This is a genomic window from Arthrobacter sp. TmtSoilC48 (assembly GCF_059739425.1).
In genome coordinates this window covers 921,866-939,063 of sequence record NZ_AP046049.1, presented here as the reverse complement: position 1 = coordinate 939,063, position 17,198 = coordinate 921,866, and the positions used below count along the sequence as shown (strand labels likewise).

Below are 17,198 nucleotides of genomic sequence, written 5' to 3'. Positions count from 1 at the left end.
AGCCGCAACCAGCGTAGCGCTGCTGGGCCCAGCCGCCCGATGGCACAGTGAGTAGCCACCGAGTCCTCGAGCGTCTGCCCCTGCCACTAAACTCGCAGGGGTGATCACAGGTGAAATTAAGTCCCAAGTAGACAAAGTCTGGAATACGTTCTGGAGCGGCGGTATCTCCAACCCCTTGGAAGTCATCGAACAGATCACCTATCTGCTGTTCCTCAAACGCCTTGACGAGAAGCACACTCTCGAAGAGAAGAAGGCCAACATGCTGGGCCTACCACTTCAAAATGCCGTATTCCCCGAGGGCTTGGATCCCCAGGGTCGCCCTTACGGAGACCTTCGTTGGTCCAAGTTCAGAGACTTTGGCCAAACCGAGCTGTTCACGGTCTTTTCGCAGAGCATCTTCCCGTTCTTGCGTAACGAACTGCCTAAGCTGGCCAACGGCGAAGACTCCACACACAGCCACCACATGAAGGATGCTCAATTTAAGATACCCAACGCGGGCGTCCTGAAGCAGGTAGTTGATGTCATCGATTCCATCAATATGGAAGGCAAGGACACCAAGGGCGATCTGTACGAGTACATGCTGTCCAAGCTTGCTTCGGCGGGTACGAACGGTCAGTTCAGGACGCCCCGGCACATCATCGATCTCATGGTTGCGATGACCGCGCCGAAGCCGCTGGAGGCAATCTGCGATCCGGCGTCCGGCACGTGCGGATTCTTGGTCCAAGCAGGTGAATTCCTCAGGGACAAGAATCCCAACCTGCTCACCAATGATGAGAGCAGGAAGTTCTTCCACAATGACCAGTTCCATGGATTCGACTTCGACTCCACCATGCTTCGTATTGGCTCCATGAACATGCTGCTGCATGGTGTTGAGAATCCGGACGTCTCGTACCGCGATTCGTTGGCCGATCTCCATGCCGAGGAGGAGGAAAAGTACAACGTAATTCTGGCTAACCCTCCGTTTGCCGGCAGCCTGGACTACGACAACGTGGCCAAGGATCTCCTAAAAGTCGTGAAGACAAAGAAGACGGAGCTGCTTTTCCTGGCACTCTTCATCAAGCTGCTCAAGCCTGGTGGACGAGCTGCGGTCATTGTTCCCGACGGCGTGCTCTTCGGTTCCACAGGGGCCCATAAATCGCTCCGCAAAACACTCGTCGAAGGTCACAAGCTCGACGCCGTTGTGAAGCTTCCGTCGGGCGTATTCAAGCCGTACGCCGGTGTCTCCACGGCCATCCTCTTCTTCACGAAGACCAACTCCGGGGGCACGGACAACGTTTGGTTCTATGACGTAAAGTCCGACGGCTTCAGCCTCGACGACAAACGGACCCCGCTTGGCTCATCAGACCTCCCAGATGTGCTCTCGCGCTGGAATGAACGCACGACGGCGGAGCTTGAGCGGGTGCGCACGGACCAGTCGTTCTGTGTGCCGCTTTCAGAGATAGCAGCCAACGACTATGACTTGTCCCTGAACCGATACAAGGAGATTGAGTACGAAGAAGTCGAGCACGCTACACCCGAGGAGATCCTGGCCGCGTTGGACGAAATCGAGACGGAGATTGCTCAGGGGATGGATGAGCTGCGGGAGTTGCTGAAGTGAAGCTAGGCGACCTTGTTAAGCCCGCGAAGGTGGAGCGTGCCGGCAGCACCGAATACCCGTTGCTTTCCATGACGATGCGCAACGGGCTTGTTCCTCAGGGCGAGAAGTTCAAGAAGCGCGTCGCGGGAGCCGACCTGTCCCAGTACAAAGTGGTTCAAAACGGGCAGCTTGTGGTTGGATTTCCGATTGACGAAGCTGTCTTGGCCTTCCAACGGACCCTTCCAGCCGGAATAGTCAGCCCCGCATATGCTATATGGGATATCAAAGACAGCACCGTCACCGAGGCCTTATATCTTGAACGATTCCTCCGGTCACCCGTGGCAATCGCGTATTACTTAGCCAAACTTCAGGGTTCAACAGCAAGGCGTCGTTCGCTACCCAATCGAGTCTTCTTGGACATGGAAGTTCCGCATCCGCGCATTCAGGAGCAGCGGCGGATCGCCGCTATTTTGGATGAGGCCGACGAGCTTCGCACGAAGCGTCGCCAAGCCATCGCCCACCTCGACGCCCTCACACAGTCGATCTTCCATTCTATGTTTGGCAATATCCCCAGATCCAACGTACTTTCTGATGCCGTATCGGCGTTGGTAGGCGGCAAGAACCTTGTCGGGTCGGACGACAGCTCCAATCCCTGCAGGGTGCTCAAAATCAGCGCAATCACCTCTGGCCAGTACCGCGAATCTCAGTCCAAACCCCTTCCGCCGGGCTACGAACCCGCAGCGGAGCACATTGTCCGCAAAGGCGATGTCATCATCAGTCGGGCAAATACGACGGAACTCGTCGGCGCCAGCGCTCTTGTCGAATCGACTAATGGAACGACTGTCCTGCCGGACAAACTGTGGAGGGCAGTACCGTCGCATCGAGTGGAGGCCCGATACTTACTGGCGGCGCTCCAGTCAAAGGAGACTCGTGACGAAATCAGCCGACGCTCATCCGGCAGCGGCGGTTCCATGAAGAACATAGCTAAGCCAAAATTGCTCTCCATACCCATTCCGCTTCCTCCTCTCGAACTTCAGCAGACCTTCGCAACCCGCATCGCCGCCGTCGAGCGTCTGAAGGTGACCCAGCGCAAGCACCTGTCCGGACTGGATACCTTGTTCGCTTCGCTCCAGCACCGCGCGTTCCGAGGAGAGCTGTAACCGAACTTCCTAGGCACTGAGCGGCACTCGGTCAAGCCACTGTCGCCGTACGGCAACAAATGCTAAAGTCGGCGTACGGCGACATTTGTGAAAGTTGCCGTACGACGACAGGAGGCTGGAATGCGAACCGTCCGTGAGGCTGGTCCACTCATACGTGAGCTCCGTGAAGAGCGGGGCTGGGCCCAAGCAGAACTGGCCCGCAGGGCAAACGTTTCGCGAACCTTCGTCATCGACCTTGAGTCCGGCAAGGCCACAGTGGAGACGTCGAAATTCATGGACGTCTTTCAAGCCTTGGGGTTCGAAGTTGCCATACGCAACACTGAAACTGGCCAGGTCCGATGGTAAACGCCCGGGCACTCGACGTCTTTATGGATGGGACCCATTGCGGCCGAGTCGAGCAGACAAGCTCAGGCAATCTGACGTTCCGCTACTCATCCGAGTATCGAGCGATGACGAACGCAACTCCGTTGTCGCTGTCCATGCCGCTGGCCGCCGCTTCGCATAAGAAACGGGCAGTCCTGCCCTTTCTACAAGGCTTGCTGCCGGACAGTGAGGGTGCCCTGCGGACAATAGCCAGGCGCTTTGGGGTATCCTCCTCAAACCCTTTCGCCATACTGGAGCACATCGGAGCAGATGTGGCAGGCGCTCTCCAGTTCATGCCACCGGACACGGAATCTTCCGATAGAGCACTCACGCGCAATGTGGTCACCCCTGTCACCGAATCTGAGGTTGCCGACATGCTGGATCATGTCGTGGCCGAATACGAGGATGGCACGCCCTATGACGACGCTGCGGGACGCTTCAGTCTTGCAGGAGCGCAACCAAAAATTGCCCTACACCAGTTCGCCGACGGCACATGGGGAGTCCCCTCAGATGCAACGCCAACGACACACATTTTGAAGCCTTCCGCCGGCACCTTCAGCCGGCTCGACGTCGTCGAGCAGCTGACCATGAGGGCAGCGGCTTTTCTGGGACTTGATGTAGCAGCATCTGAACTCGCCCGCATCGGCTCTTGGGACGTGTTCGTTACGCGGCGATATGACCGTCAAGTCACAGACGGAACTTGGCGCCGCATTCACCAAGAAGACCTCTGCCAGTCTCTAAGCGTTTCACCTGCAAAGAAGTACCAGCATCGCGACGGCGGCCCAGGAGCCAGCGATATGGCATCCCTCGCGCGGTCGCTTCCTCTCGAGGCCGATCGCCGGACAGCAGGAGAGGTGCTTTATCGTGCCTTCGTCTTCAACACTGTGGCCGGCTGCACTGACGCACATGCCAAGAACTACTCCTTGCTGCTCAACGGCAGCGCAGTGAAAGTGGCCCCGCTCTATGACCTCGCCACCTATGCGCCGTATTGGGACGGAGAATCAAGCATCGACCTCGCAATGAGCGTGAAAGGCGAATATCGCCTTCAGCGAATCAGCAGGCAGATGCTGGTCTCCACGGGTACGCAGTTCGGCGTCGCGGTAGATGTAGCAGAAGACGTCGTCGATCACTACTGTCGGCACATGGTGGAAGCATTCGACTACGCCAGGGACGATTTGCAGAAGTGGATGGGCCCCCATCCGAAAGTTGCCGATGACGCAGCGGCCAACGTGCGTAAACTCCCGCTGGTTCAGTCTCCAGACACGAAATAAGACATGAACTGTCACTCCCCCATGGTTGACTGATCCCAGGACATCGGTGCGTGTGAACGGAGACGACTGCATGGGGGCAGTAAACAGCAATTTCGGATTCATGCTGGCCGAATGGCCGGACTTGGCACAGCAGGCCAGACGCGCCGAGCAGTTTGCCCGCATCGATCCCCGAGCATCCGTGTTCTACGCCCGCTACACAGTCGAACGCCTTGTTGAATGGCTTTACAAGGTGGAAGCGGCACTAGAGCTTCCTTACAAAGACGATCTCAATGCGCTTCTCAATGAGCCGGCCTTCAAGCGGCTCGTGGGCGGCGCCATCGGCAACAAGTTCACCATTATTCGCAAAGCCGGAAACAATGCGGTCCACAACCCTGTGGGACCCACGGTTCAAGGTGCAGAACTCGTCCTACGCGAGCTCCACCACGTTTGCTACTGGCTCGCCCGAAACTACGCCAAGAACGGAAGCCAGCTGCCGCCGTCGTTAGTATTCGACGCCGCGGTTCTCGCTCCGGTTCCCAAGTCGCCTGTCCCGCAGCAGTCACCCGAGCAACTCCAGAAGCTTCAAGAAGAACTCAAGGCCAAAGACGAAGCCCTTGCTGAGGCGACAGCGGAATCTGCAGATCTCAACGCACAGCTGATACAGCTTCAGGCGGAGATTGCACAGGTCAAGAAGCAGAACCAATCCGTTCCTGACCAGCACGACTATGACGAAGCCCTTACTCGCCGACACCTTATTGACCTTGATCTCAACGAAGCCGGGTGGCCACTCTCCAACCCGGAAGATCGTGAATTCAAGGTAGACACCATGCCCACTTCAAGCGGCACGCTGAGCGGCATCGGGTATGTCGACTACGTCCTGTGGGGTGCAGATGGGCTGCCTCTAGCGGTGGTCGAAGCGAAACGTACGACGAAGGACCCTCACGTCGGGAAGCAACAGGCAAAGCTCTACGCTGACTGTCTCGAACGACGTTTCGGCCGGCGACCTATCATCTACTACACGTCCGGCTATGAAACATGGATCTGGGACGACTCCATGTACCCCGAACGGACTGTCCAAGGGTTCCACACGCGGGATCAACTCCAGCTGTTCGTGAATCGGCGGGAAATCCGTAAACCCCTGGCCGAGCAGCAAATCGACAACTCGATTGTCGAACGGCCGTACCAGCACAATGCCATCCGAGCCGTAACAGAGGCTTATGAGAATGACTGTGAACGCAAGGCTCTTGTGGTCATGGCAACCGGCACCGGCAAGACGCGCACCGTCGTCGCACTCGCCAAGCTGCTGCAGGAAGCCAACTGGGCTAAGCGTGTTCTGTTCCTGGCCGACCGCGTCACTTTGGTAAGGCAGGCAGCAAACGCATTCAAGACCCACCTGCCCGGTTCCGGGCCAGTGATACTTGGCTCCGGTGACGAAGCTGACAGCCGCATCCACGTCGCCACGTATCCCACAATGATGAACCTCATCAATCAGACCGAGGGAAACCTGGGTCAACGCAGGTTTGGAGTGGGCCACTACGATCTCATCATCATTGACGAGGCTCACCGCTCCATCTATCAGAAGTACCGAGCGATCTTCCAGTACTTTGATTCCCTGCTCATTGGCCTTACAGCCACTCCCCAGTCAGAAGTGGACCGGAATACTTACAGTCTTTTCGGCATCGAAGACAACGTCCCTACTTTTGCTTACGAACTCAATGAAGCAATCGAGGCTGGCTACCTCGTGCCCCCTCGCGTAATTCCCGTGCCGCTTAAATTCCCCTATGAAGGCATCTCCTATGACGACCTTCCCGACGGCGAAAAGGAACAGTGGGACGAGCTCGAATGGAACGAAGACGGTGAGATCCCGGAGTTCGTCGATCCAGCCGTAGTCAATTCCTGGCTGTTCAACACCGACACCGTCGACAAGGCCCTGGAAGTGCTCATGACCCGCGGCCATAAGGTTGCCGGCGGGGACCGTCTTGGGAAGACCATTATCTTCGCGAAGAACAACCAACATGCAGACTTCATCGCAGCCCGCTTCGATAAGAATTACCCAAACTACAAGGGACACTTCGCCCGGGTAATTACCTACCAGGTGAACTATGCCCAGGCACTCATCGAAGAGTTTTCCACCCGAGACGGAAACCCGCACATCGCGATCTCTGTGGATATGCTGGACACCGGAGTGGACGTGCCGGAAGCCGTCAACCTTGTCTTCTTCAAAATGGTTAGATCCAAAACGAAGTTCTGGCAGATGGTGGGACGTGGAACACGGCTCTGCCCGGATCTATTCGGCCCTGGGGAAGACAAAAAAGACTTCTTCATCTTCGACATCTGCCGCAATGCGGAGTATTTCAACGCCGGAATGCCAGGCAACGAAGGGTCCCTGGGCAAGTCCCTAGCAGAGAGCACGTTCGCTACCCGCGTCCAACTCTTGCGTCTTGCCGCCGACCTTTCGTGGGATGCCGATGCTCCATACGTTGCGGACTTGAGGAAAACCCTGAAGCACACCGTCGACCGGCTGCCGCACGACAACTTCCTGGTGAAGCCTGTACGCAAGTGGGTCGAAAGGTTCACTCATGCATCCGCTTGGGATTCCCTCAAGGCGGAAGACTTCAGCGCTCTTGAGTCAGATATTGCGCGGCTGGCGTCCATAGGAGCCCTGCCGGATACGGAAGAGGCCAAGCGCTTCGACTACTTGGTGCTCCAGACAGAGCTTGCCGTACTGGAGGGCCGGGGCTTAGCTCCTTACTGCAAGAAGATCCAGGCGGTTGCGACGGCGTTGCAAGACCAGCCAAACATTCCCGCCATTGCAGCCCAATTGCCTCTGCTCGAAACAATCCTGGACGACGGTGAGTGGGACTCAATATCGGCCGAGTGGCTGGAAGATATCAGGCTCAGGCTTCGCGAACTTGTTCACCTCATCGAGAAGCGCAAACGCAACGTCGTTTACACAAATTTCGAGGACGAACTCGGCGAACTGGAAGAGATGGAACTCGCCGGAGCCAGCAATGGCACCGTGGACCTAGTCCGATACCGAGAGAAAACACGCCTCTACCTCGCGCAGCATCAGCAGCACACCACCATCCAACGTCTCCGCAGGAACAAACAGCTAACGGCTTTGGATATCGCCGAGCTCGAGCGCATCCTGCTCGAAAGTGGTTTGGGGTCCTCGCAAGACCTGGACCGTGCAGCAAGCGACGGCTTAGGTGTCTTCGTACGCTCCCTTGTCGGACTCGACCGCGATGCAGTGGAGGAAGCACTGTCGGAGTTCGTTGCCGACACCACTCTGACGGCACAGCAACTCGACTTCCTCCAAGTCCTGACCAACCATCTGGTGGAGAACGGGAGAGTGGATCCCGCTGCCCTCTTCGATTCCCCCTACAACGAGTTGGCACCGTCCGGTCCGGACGTGTTGTTCGGCGACGAAGGTGTGGTGAAGCTGTTCGGCATCCTCCGGTCTATCGAGGGTCATGCGCGCGTAAGCTAGGCCCCCTGCCGCAATCAGCGGCGCTCACCCCGAGAGCAAAGCGTGAAGCGAATCTTTCAGCGTTGACACAGCCTTGTGACCCGTGCCATATTCGATAACGTGAACCTGTCAGACAGCCGGACAGCCGGACAGCCAGCCCCTCAGGGCTCTTCCGCTGGGCATACGCCGATCTCGCGCATTTCCGCGGCTGAGGCTGTCTTCGCGGCACTCAGAAGGGCTATCGAGGGCGGCCAGTTCGATATCGGCACCAAGCTGAGTTCTGAAGCAACGCTGGCAGCCCAGTATGGCGTGAGCCGCTCGGTCATTCGCGAAGCCCTACGGTCCTGCAACACGCTGGGCTTGACTGTGACCAAGACCGGTAAGGGCACGTTCATTGTGGCCAACAAGGTCGCCAATGACCTTACCTTGGGCCAGTACAGTGCGCGTGATCTGAACGAGGCACGTCCGCACATTGAGATTCCCGCAGCCGGACTGGCAGCCCAGCGCCGCACCGAGGAAGAACTTGAGCACCTGAAGGACATCGTCCAGGAAATGCTCAACGAAAACGATCCCGAAGCGTGGGTAAACCTGGACGCCAGCTTCCATTCCGCCGTCGCCCGGGCCAGTGGCAACCGGGTGTTCGCCAGCGTCGTCTCCGATATCCGCGACGCCTTGGCCCACCAATCCGAAACCCTCAACCTCGTCGCTGACCGGCAACACCGCTCGGACGACGAACATGTTGCCGTGCTGAACGCAATCGAAGCAGGCGACGCCGAAGCAGCGAGCAAAGCGATGGCCGATCACCTTCAGGCCGTCAGCGTCGCACTGGACACGATCCTCAGCAAATGAACCACCCAAAGGACACCATGCCTCAAGCGACCGCGGCAGCAGCGGCCCAAACAGCACAGAGAACACCCAACCACGTCCCGCTCGTCGAACAGACCCGCGACGGCTTGGTGGAGAGCATCCACTATGGATCGCTGATCGCCCTGAACGCCGATGGCAGCAGTGCCATCGAAGCCGGCGAGCCGGACGCGCCGATGTATCCGCGTTCTTCCCTTAAGCCGCTGCAGGCCGTTGCCCTCCTCCGCGCAGGCTTGGACATCCCCCAGAACCTCCTCGCCCTGACGGCGGCCAGCCACTCGGGCAGCAAAGCGCATCGCGACGGCGCCGCCGAGATCCTGGCGCTTCACGGCCTGACCGAAGCGGCACTGGGCAACAGCACTGACCTGCCATACGGCGTCGTTGAGCGCGAAGAATGGCTCCGCGCTGGCAACGGCCCAACCCAACTTGCCCAGAACTGCTCCGGCAAGCACGCGTCCATGACCGCAGTGTGCGTCATTAACGGTTGGCCCGTGGAGGGCTACCTCAGCCCGGAGCACCCGCTTCAGGTCCTGGTTCGTGACACCATCACCGAACTGACCGGCGAGGATGCAGCCGCAGTGAGCACGGATGGCTGCGGTACGCCGCTTTTTGCCCACACGCTTCACGGCATGGCCCGCGCCTATGGCCGCCTCGCCGCCGCTGACCAAAGCACCGTCGAAGGCAAGGTTGCCCACGCCATGCGCCGTTTCCCGGAGATGGTTGCCGGGGAAGGCCGCGACGTCACTGCGCTGATGCGCGCAGTCCCGGGGTTGCTGGCCAAGGACGGTTTTGAAGGCCTCCAGTTGGTGGGCTTGCCGGACGGCCGCGGCGTGGCCGTGAAGATTTCCGACGGCGGTGACCGCGCGCGTATGCCCGTCACCGTTGAGGTTCTCCGCCAGTTGGGCGTCGACGGCGGCAGCCTGGACACGCTTCAAAGCCCACCGGTGTTGGGCGGCGGCCTTCCGGTCGGCGAGCTCCGCGCAGCGCAATTTTTCAGCAAGAACTAAACCAAGGACAGCTATGACCACCGTCGATCAGGCGATCCCCATCCGTTCCGAACACGACCTCCTGGGGGACCGCGATATTCCCGGGAACGCCTACTGGGGCGTCCACACCCTGCGGGCCATCGAGAATTTCCCCATCACAGGACAGCCTCTGTCCACGAACCGCCATCTGGTCCGCGGCCTCGCCGCGGTAAAGCAAGCGGCAGCCCGCACGAATCATGAGCTCGGCCTCCTGGATGCCGAACGCGCCGGAGCCATTGACCAGGCATGCCAGGACGTCATGGATGGCATGCTCCAGGAGCAGTTCATGGTGGACGTGATCCAGGGCGGCGCGGGCACCAGCTCCAACATGAACGCAAACGAGGTCATCGCCAACCGTGCACTGGAAATCCTTGGCCACCCCAAGGGCGATTACTCAAAGCTGCACCCCAATGACCACGTCAACCTGAGCCAGTCCACCAACGACGTCTACCCGACGGCGGTGAACCTCGCCACGATCTTCTCGGTGAAGGAACTCCTCCTCGCCCTGGAAGAACTCGAGTTGGCGTTTGCCGAGAAGGGCCGTGAATTCCGCACGGTTGTGAAGATGGGCCGCACCCAGCTTCAGGACGCCGTTCCCATGACCTTGGGCCAGGAATTCGGTGGGTACGCCGTGACCATTGGCGAGGACCGTGCCCGCCTGGACGAGTCCCACATGCTGATCCACGAGATCAACCTTGGGGCCACCGCCATTGGCACGGGCCTGAACGCTCCAGTCGGTTACGCAGATGCCGCCTGCCGTCACCTGGCCGAAATCACTGGCCTTCCGCTCCTGACGTCGGCGGACCTCATTGAGGCCACCCAGGATGTTGGCGCTTTCGTTCATCTGTCAGGCGTCCTCAAGCGTGTGGCAGTGAAGCTCTCCAAGATTTGCAACGACCTCCGCCTGCTGTCCTCTGGACCGCGTGCGGGTTTGGGCGAGATCAACCTGCCGGCTGTTCAATCCGGTTCGTCGATCATGCCCGGCAAGATCAATCCGGTGATCCCGGAAGTGGTCAGCCAGGTGGCGTACGAAGTCATCGGCAACGATGTCACAGTCACCATGGCCGCGGAGGCGGGCCAGCTTCAGCTGAACGCCTTCGAACCGATCATTGTGCACAGCCTGCACAAGAGCATCTCCCACCTGGAAGCAGCGTGCCGCACCCTTACGGCACGCTGCGTCCGGGGCATCACAGCAAACACCGAACGGCTACGGCTTACCGTGGAGCAGTCGATCGGTCTCGTCACGGCATTGAACCCCCACATCGGTTATGCCTCCGCCACGGCCATCGCCCAAGAAGCGCTGGCTACCGGCAAGGGTGTTGCAGAACTCGTCCTGGAGCACGGTCTGCTGACTGCTGCCCAGCTTGAGGAACTGCTCAGCCCGGAACGTCTGGCAAACCTGAGCAAGTAAGCCGAAACCGGCCAGTAAGCCCAGCGGCTCAAGAGAGCCGTCCCGCCCGATAAGGCACACCCCCACGAGGCCCTGTCCTGCGCTCCGGCCCCCGATCGGACGCGTCCAGGACACCCCCAACAGGACACCCCTAAGGATTCCAATGACCAACCCACCCATCACGGACCACACGGTCCCGGCCCAAGCGCATGCCAGCGAGAAAGCCCTCCACAAGGAGGACAAGGGCTACCACAAGGATCTGAAGCCCCGCCAGATCCAGATGATCGCGATCGGCGGTGCAATCGGCACCGGGCTGTTCCTCGGCGCTGGTGGCCGCCTCAACGCTGCGGGCCCTTCGCTCGTCATCGCGTATGCCGTATGTGGCTTCTTCGCATTCCTGATCCTCCGCGCTCTCGGTGAACTCGTTCTCCACCGCCCCTCGTCGGGATCCTTCGTTTCTTACGCCCGTGAGTTCTTCGGTGAGAAGGCAGCTTTCGTTTCCGGCTGGTTCTACTGGATCAACTGGGCCACCACCACCATCGTGGATATCACAGCAGCGGCGCTGTACATGAACTTCTTCGGCAAATACGTCCCGTGGATCGGCGTGGTTCCACAGTGGGCATGGGCGCTTATCGCACTTGTCGTGGTCCTGAGCCTGAACCTGGTTTCGGTCAAGGTCTTTGGCGAGCTTGAATTCTGGTTCGCCCTGGTCAAGGTCGCTGCTTTGGTGGCCTTCCTGGTGGTAGGCAGCTACTTCGTCATCTTCGGCACCCCGGTGGAGGGCCAGGAAGTGGGCTTCAGCCTCCTCTCCGACAACGGCGGCATCTTCCCCAATGGCATCCTTCCCATGATCATCCTCATGCAGGGTGTGCTGTTCGCTTACGCATCGATCGAGCTCATCGGCACCGCCGCCGGTGAAACTCCGAACCCTGAGAAGATCATGCCCAAGGCCATCAACTCCGTGGTCTTCCGTATCGCAGTGTTCTACGTTGGCTCGGTCATCCTGCTCGCTCTGCTGCTCCCCTACACGTCCTACGAGAAGGGCGTCAGCCCGTTCGTGACGTTCTTCGGTTCCATCGGCATCCAGGGCGTGGACGTGATCATGAACCTCGTGGTCCTCACCGCCGCGCTGTCTTCGCTGAACGCCGGCCTGTACTCCACCGGCCGTATCCTGCGCTCAATGTCCGTTGCAGGGTCCGCCCCGAAGTTTGCCCAGCGCATGAACAAGGCCGGTGTCCCCTACGGTGGCATTGCGATCACGGCAGGTGTCTCGCTCCTCGGCGTTCCGCTGAACTACCTCGTCCCGTCACAGGCGTTCGAAATCGTCCTGAACGTTGCTTCCGTGGGGATCATCGTCACGTGGGCCACCATCGTCCTGTGCCAGATGCAACTCAAACGCTGGGCGGACAAGGGCTGGCTCAAGCGCCCGTCCTTCCGGATGTTTGGTGCGCCGTACACCGGTTACCTTTCGCTCCTGTTCCTGGTGGGCGTGCTGGTGATGGTCTTCATCGACTCCCCGCTCACCATGCTGGTCACGGCGATCGCATGCGCACTGATGGTGGTTGGCTGGTACCTGTGCCGCAAGCAGATCCACGAGCTTGCTGCGACCCGCGATGGCTACACCGGCAGCGCCCCGGTTATTGCCAACCGCCCCATGCGCGGCGGCGACTCCTAACAGGTCCCCAATAGCGCCAGTTCCAAGTAACGCCCGACGGCGGCACCTGGGTTCCGTAACAACGGAACGCAAGTGCCGCCGTCGTTGGTTAACGAACCCAAGTAAGTAGCAGCAGATGCCGTTTTGAGCGCCCAAAAGGGCATCTGCTGCTACGTAGTTGGGTGAGAGCGCGCCTAAGCCAAACATCCGATGATTCGCGACTACTATGGATCCATGGCTGTCACAGATGAGGCGATTGGCAAGATCAAGGACATGCTGATCCGCGGGGAACTCAAGGCCGGGGATCGGCTTCCGCCCGAGAAGGAACTGAGCGAGCGGCTCGGCCTTTCGCGCAGTTCACTGCGTGAGGCGGTGAAGGCACTGGAGCTGATCCGCGTGCTCGACGTCCGCCGCGGCGACGGAACCTACGTCACCAGCCTCGATGCCAAGCTGCTTAACGAAGCCGTGGCATTTGTGGTTGACCTGCATCAGGACCGCTCCATCCTGGAACTCTTTGAGGTCCGACGAATCCTTGAACCGGCCACCGCCCACCTCGCTGCCGGCAAGATCGGGCCGGCAGAGCTCATGGCGCTCCGGGCCACCATGGACGGCATCGATGAAAACACGGACGTCGAGGAACTCGTAGCCCACGATCTCGAATTCCACCGAATCATCACCGAAGCTGCGGGGAACGACTACCTTGGCAGCCTCTTGGAAGCCCTGTCCAGCAGTACGGTCCGAGCCCGGATCTGGCGTGGCCTGACGCAGGAAAAAGCTGTGGCGCATACGCTGGCAGAACACCGCGCTATCGCCGACGCCCTGGAACGCGGCGATGCCGAACTGGTCCGGGCCCTGGTGACTGTCCACATCAGCGGCGTGGAGAACTGGCTGCGGCAGGCCCTCTAGTCCGAGGAAGTCCTAATCCTTGGGAGCTAATCCTGTGGAAGCGGCGTAACCGGCAGCCCGTAGGTGCGGATTGCTGTCGCCTCGAGCGCGGCATCCTGTTCAGGGACGCTCAGTGAAGAGATGAGTTCCAACAACACATCCAAGGTCCGGCCGTAAGGCGCACCCAGTGTGCTGACCGGCCAGTCGCTGCCGATCATCAAGCGATCGGGACCGAAGGCCTCCAGCGCTTCGTCGAACAAGGGCCGCAACGAATCTGCGGAATATTCCACGCCGGGCAAGTGCAAGCCGGACAACTTGGCCACGGTGTTGGGCAGACGCCCTAGTTCTCGAAAATCAGCGCGCCAAAGGTCCATCGCAGCGGCGTCGGCAAGGGGTGGCTTGCCGAGATGATCCAGGACCACGGTCAGCTCAGGAAGTTCGCGGGCAAGCCGTACAGTGCCTCCCAGATGACGTGGGAAGGCATCGGGGACGTCGAAGGCCAGGCCGCGTGCGGCAAGCAGGGCCAGGGATTCGCGTACCGGGGGCAGGTCAAGGAAGTCATCCCGGGGATCATCGTGCACCAAATGCCGCACGCCCCTGAAGACGGAATGAGTGGCGAAGCGGTCCAGTTGGGACGCGGCTTCCGCGGGAGAGTCGAGTTGGATCCACCCCACGACGCCGAGTACCCACGGATTGCGCGACGCCACCCCCAGCATGCTCTCGGTGTCAGCAACCGTGTCGTCGGCCTGGACCATCACCGCTCCGCTCACCCCCGCTGCGGCCAGGACCTCTGCGGCCTCATCCTCGCCGAAGCTGCGGAACAGCCCACCGTGCTGCGGGCCGAGCCATGAGTAGGGCCGGACACCTCCCGTTACGAAGGTATCGAGATTCCAGAGGTGCAGATGCGCGTCAATCACGCCGCAGGGCCTCCAACGCGTCCCACAATTCTTCGGGCACGGATTCCTGCATACGGCTGGCGTTCGAAGTGACCTGTTCAGGTCTGCTGGCCCCGACTGTCACATTCACCACGGCCGGATGCCGCAAGGGGAACTGGAGTGCCGCCGTCGGGAGTTCCACCCCGAAGTCGCTGCAGACGCCCGCGAGCGCACGCGCACGCTCAACCACTGCACGCGGTGCGCGGTCGTAGTTGTAATGCGCGTCGTCGGGGACTTCGGGACGGGCCAGCAGCCCGGAGTTGTAGACGCCAACATCCACGACGCCGGTGCGCTGCTCCACGCAGCGGTCAAGCAGCGGGACGCTGGGCTGCTCAAGCAACGTGTAGCGTCCTGCGAGCATGATGAGGTCCAGGTCCGCGGCCTCGACACATTCCAAGGCTGCTTCCGCGGAGTTGGTGCCGACGCCGATGGCTTTGACCAAGCCCTCGGCGCGCAGTTTCTCCAGCGCTGGAAGGGCGTGGGAGATGCCCTTCTGGAGATCGTGGACATCGGGATCGTGGAGGTATGCGATATCCACATGGTCCAGGCCCAGGCGTTCCAGGGAGTCCTCGATGCTGCGCCGGATGCCGGCTTCGGTGAAATCCCATACGCGTCTGCTGGTAGCGGGGACGTCGAAGCCCTCGTCGTCCTTTGCCGAGCCGGCCGCTGCCGGGCCGTCCTTTGCCGAGCCGGCATCGGGGTTGGCTTCCAGCAAGCGGCCCACTTTAGTGGAGATGACGAATTCTTCCCGGGGTTTGTCCCGGAGGACAGCGCCCAATCTCTGCTCGGACAAGCCCAGGCCGTAGTGGGGTGCGGTGTCGAAATAGCGGACACCTGAATCCCAGGCCGCCAGGACAGTAGCCAACGCTTCCCCATCCGGGATGGCTTTGTACAGGTTTCCGATGCCGGCCCCACCGAATCCGAGCCTGCCGAGAGTCAGTGGTTCAGAGTTCATGGCAGTTCCCATACTTTCTGGATACCCGAATCGTTTCCGGAGTAATCGTCCTGAACCTCAAGAAGTTCTGCCATCCGGGCCTGCCAGGGAACGTTCGCCGGATGATCCGCGAGCGCATGGCGCATGGCTTGGTAGTCCTCGACGTCCACCACGTGGAAAAGGTCCAGCCCGCTGCGCCAGATCCGCCAATTCCGTACGCCGGCTCCTTTGAGGGCTTCAACGAGTTCGGGCGGGATGTTCGCGTGGGCGTCTGCGTATGCCTCTTCGGTTCCGGGTTTGAGCCGGGTGTGGAGGGCGATGCTTTCAGTCATTGAGATTCCCCGGCTTCAGGAAAAGTTCAAGCACGGGCACAGCGACGTCGGGCCGCTGGACGGGGAGCTTGATGGTCAGGGTCCCGGTTGGTTGGCCTCCGGGGGTCATGTTCATGGCCTGCTGTGCGGGGTCCACCTGTTGGAGGAAGACCTCGGATGCGTCGTTGAGGAGTTGGGCATACTCCACTTTGCCGGCCAGGTCCGGGAGATGGACGTATTCAAAGGGCCAGGCGAAGAGATGCACGTACAGGCGGTCCCCGCGCTGGGTGTAGCGGGCATCCGCAGGTGCTGTGAACTGCGAAGTCCCCGCGCCGTAAATCGAGCGGGAATGCAGTTCCATCCACTCGCCGATGCCTTCAAGGGAGGCGAGCGCCCGGGGGTCGATGCTGCCCCGGCCTGTTGGGCCTACGTTAAGCAGCAGGTTGCCGCCTTTGGAGACGCAATCCACCAGCATTCGGATGAGCAGGTCCACGGATTTGTAGTTGAGGTTGTCGCGGTCGTAACCCCAGCTGCCGTTCAAGGTCTGGCAGGCCTCCCAAGTGACGGGGACGCCGTCGACCATCATGGGTCCGGCCGGCTGGTACTGCTCGGGGGTGACGAAGTCGCCGGGGATACCAAGGCGGTCGTTGACCACTATGCCGGGCTGCAGTTCCCGCACCATGGCGAGCAGGTTTTCGGAGTCCCAGTCCTTGGCACCCTTGCCGCCCCAGAACTCTGAGTGTCCGTCTCCTGCGTAGGAGAAATCGAAGAACAGGTAGTCGATGGTGCCGTAGTTGCCCAGGAGCTCGTGCACCTGTCCGTGCAGGTACTCGCGGTAGCGTGCCATGTCGCGTCCGGCGTTGAGGTTTTCGACGTCGGCTGCGTTGCGTTGGGGGTGCACGCCGTCGATGGTGAAGTCCGGATGGTGCCAGTCGATCAGCGAGTGGTAGAAACCGACTTTGAGTCCTTCAGCCCGCAGCGCGTCCACGTAGGGTGCAATCAGGTCACGGCCCGCTGGGGTGTTGGTGGCTTTGTAGTCCGTCAGAGCTGAGTCCCATAGGCAGAAGCCATCGTGATGCTTGGTGGTGAGGACCACGTACTTCATGCCGGCCCTGCGCGCGGCCCGTGCCCACCCGCGGGGATCGTAGAGATCGGGGTCAAAGCGCCGGAAGTATTTGGAGTACTCCTCCACAGTGGTTTCCTCGCGGTTCATCACCCACTCGTGCCGGGCGGGCAGGGCGTACAGGCCCCAGTGTACGAACATGCCAAAGCGTGCCTCTTCGAACCAAGGTGCGTGCTGGATCAACGGGATACCTTCCGTGTGCCGGGATTTGGCAGTGCTTTTTGGAGCGTCAGGCCCGGATTGGGAGCCGCGCAGTGCT

Annotated in this window: 14 protein-coding genes; 10 read left to right on the top strand and 4 right to left on the bottom strand. The window is 60.3% G+C overall.

What is annotated here, in order from left to right; translation table 11 throughout:
• Positions 1-100 precede the first annotated feature (100 nt).
• The 10 genes from AC6I97_RS04505 to AC6I97_RS04460 all read left to right on the top strand — a co-directional run bounded on the left by AC6I97_RS04505 (position 101) and on the right by AC6I97_RS04460 (position 13,657).
• Entirely contained in the window at positions 101-1,597 is a 1,497-nt protein-coding gene (locus AC6I97_RS04505) for a type I restriction-modification system subunit M (RefSeq protein WP_497944192.1), read from the top strand.
• Entirely contained in the window at positions 1,594-2,736 is a 1,143-nt protein-coding gene (locus tag AC6I97_RS04500) for a restriction endonuclease subunit S (RefSeq protein WP_497944191.1), read from the top strand. The genes AC6I97_RS04505 and AC6I97_RS04500 overlap by 4 nt, the downstream gene beginning before the upstream one ends.
• 120 nt (positions 2,737-2,856) lie before the next feature.
• Positions 2,857-3,081, top strand: coding sequence for a helix-turn-helix domain-containing protein (locus AC6I97_RS04495; RefSeq protein ID WP_309928072.1), 225 nt, complete (start codon positions 2,857-2,859; stop codon positions 3,079-3,081).
• A complete protein-coding gene (locus tag AC6I97_RS04490; protein WP_497944190.1) occupies positions 3,075-4,370 on the top strand; it encodes a HipA domain-containing protein in 1,296 nt (431 codons plus the stop codon). The genes AC6I97_RS04495 and AC6I97_RS04490 overlap by 7 nt, the downstream gene beginning before the upstream one ends.
• Before the next feature lie 70 nt (positions 4,371-4,440).
• Positions 4,441-7,839 carry a DEAD/DEAH box helicase family protein gene (locus AC6I97_RS04485; protein WP_497944189.1) on the top strand — a complete coding sequence of 1,133 codons (3,399 nt, stop codon included), beginning with the start codon at positions 4,441-4,443 and terminating at the stop codon, positions 7,837-7,839.
• A gap of 99 nt (positions 7,840-7,938) precedes the next feature.
• Positions 7,939-8,667 (top strand): FadR/GntR family transcriptional regulator, encoded by a 729-nt coding sequence (locus tag AC6I97_RS04480; protein WP_497944188.1) that lies wholly within the window; start codon positions 7,939-7,941, stop codon positions 8,665-8,667.
• Positions 8,668-8,684: 17 nt separating this feature from the next.
• Entirely contained in the window at positions 8,685-9,689 is a 1,005-nt protein-coding gene (locus AC6I97_RS04475; protein WP_497944187.1) for an asparaginase, read from the top strand.
• A 13-nt stretch (positions 9,690-9,702) separates the two neighbouring features.
• Positions 9,703-11,118 carry an aspartate ammonia-lyase gene (locus AC6I97_RS04470; RefSeq protein ID WP_224165619.1) on the top strand — a complete coding sequence of 472 codons (1,416 nt, stop codon included), beginning with the start codon at positions 9,703-9,705 and terminating at the stop codon, positions 11,116-11,118.
• Positions 11,119-11,260: 142 nt separating this feature from the next.
• Complete coding sequence (locus AC6I97_RS04465; RefSeq protein ID WP_224093486.1) at positions 11,261-12,772, top strand: amino acid permease; 1,512 nt, start codon at positions 11,261-11,263, stop codon at positions 12,770-12,772.
• 213 nt (positions 12,773-12,985) lie between these two features.
• Positions 12,986-13,657 carry a FadR/GntR family transcriptional regulator gene (locus AC6I97_RS04460; RefSeq protein WP_224093485.1) on the top strand — a complete coding sequence of 224 codons (672 nt, stop codon included), beginning with the start codon at positions 12,986-12,988 and terminating at the stop codon, positions 13,655-13,657.
• 26 nt (positions 13,658-13,683) lie between these two features.
• Here the strand turns inward: AC6I97_RS04460 and AC6I97_RS04455 are convergent, their stop codons facing one another.
• From AC6I97_RS04455 to AC6I97_RS04440, 4 genes are read right to left on the bottom strand one after another with little or no spacing between them, the layout of a single operon-like run.
• The gene (locus AC6I97_RS04455) at positions 13,684-14,553 is read right to left on the bottom strand and encodes an amidohydrolase family protein (RefSeq protein WP_224093484.1); all 870 of its coding nucleotides are present in this window, start codon (positions 14,551-14,553) and stop codon (positions 13,684-13,686) included.
• On the bottom strand, positions 14,546-15,526 hold the full coding sequence (locus AC6I97_RS04450) for an aldo/keto reductase (RefSeq protein ID WP_497944186.1): 981 nt from the start codon (positions 15,524-15,526) through the stop codon (positions 14,546-14,548). Before AC6I97_RS04450 ends, AC6I97_RS04455 begins: the two co-directional genes overlap by 8 nt.
• Positions 15,523-15,837: an L-rhamnose mutarotase gene (locus AC6I97_RS04445; protein WP_224093482.1), complete on the bottom strand. Its 315-nt coding sequence runs from the start codon at positions 15,835-15,837 to the stop codon at positions 15,523-15,525. Before AC6I97_RS04445 ends, AC6I97_RS04450 begins: the two co-directional genes overlap by 4 nt.
• Positions 15,830-17,122 (bottom strand): alpha-L-fucosidase, encoded by a 1,293-nt coding sequence (locus AC6I97_RS04440; RefSeq protein WP_497944185.1) that lies wholly within the window; start codon positions 17,120-17,122, stop codon positions 15,830-15,832. Before AC6I97_RS04440 ends, AC6I97_RS04445 begins: the two co-directional genes overlap by 8 nt.
• Positions 17,123-17,198: the final 76 nt, after the last annotated feature.

Excerpts from the sequence above, each read along its gene's own strand:
- AC6I97_RS04470 (WP_224165619.1), top strand. The coding sequence starts at position 9,703 with ATGACCACCGTCGATCAGGCGATCCCCATCCGTTCCGAACACGACCTC.
- AC6I97_RS04495 (WP_309928072.1), top strand. The coding sequence starts at position 2,857 with ATGCGAACCGTCCGTGAGGCTGGTCCACTCATACGTGAGCTCCGTGAA.
- AC6I97_RS04460 (WP_224093485.1), top strand. The coding sequence starts at position 12,986 with ATGGCTGTCACAGATGAGGCGATTGGCAAGATCAAGGACATGCTGATC.
- AC6I97_RS04450 (WP_497944186.1), bottom strand. The coding sequence starts at position 15,526 with ATGAACTCTGAACCACTGACTCTCGGCAGGCTCGGATTCGGTGGGGCC.
- AC6I97_RS04485 (WP_497944189.1), top strand. The coding sequence starts at position 4,441 with ATGGGGGCAGTAAACAGCAATTTCGGATTCATGCTGGCCGAATGGCCG.
- AC6I97_RS04490 (WP_497944190.1), top strand. The coding sequence starts at position 3,075 with ATGGTAAACGCCCGGGCACTCGACGTCTTTATGGATGGGACCCATTGC.
- AC6I97_RS04465 (WP_224093486.1), top strand. The coding sequence starts at position 11,261 with ATGACCAACCCACCCATCACGGACCACACGGTCCCGGCCCAAGCGCAT.
- AC6I97_RS04445 (WP_224093482.1), bottom strand. The coding sequence starts at position 15,837 with ATGACTGAAAGCATCGCCCTCCACACCCGGCTCAAACCCGGAACCGAA.
- AC6I97_RS04475 (WP_497944187.1), top strand. The coding sequence starts at position 8,685 with ATGCCTCAAGCGACCGCGGCAGCAGCGGCCCAAACAGCACAGAGAACA.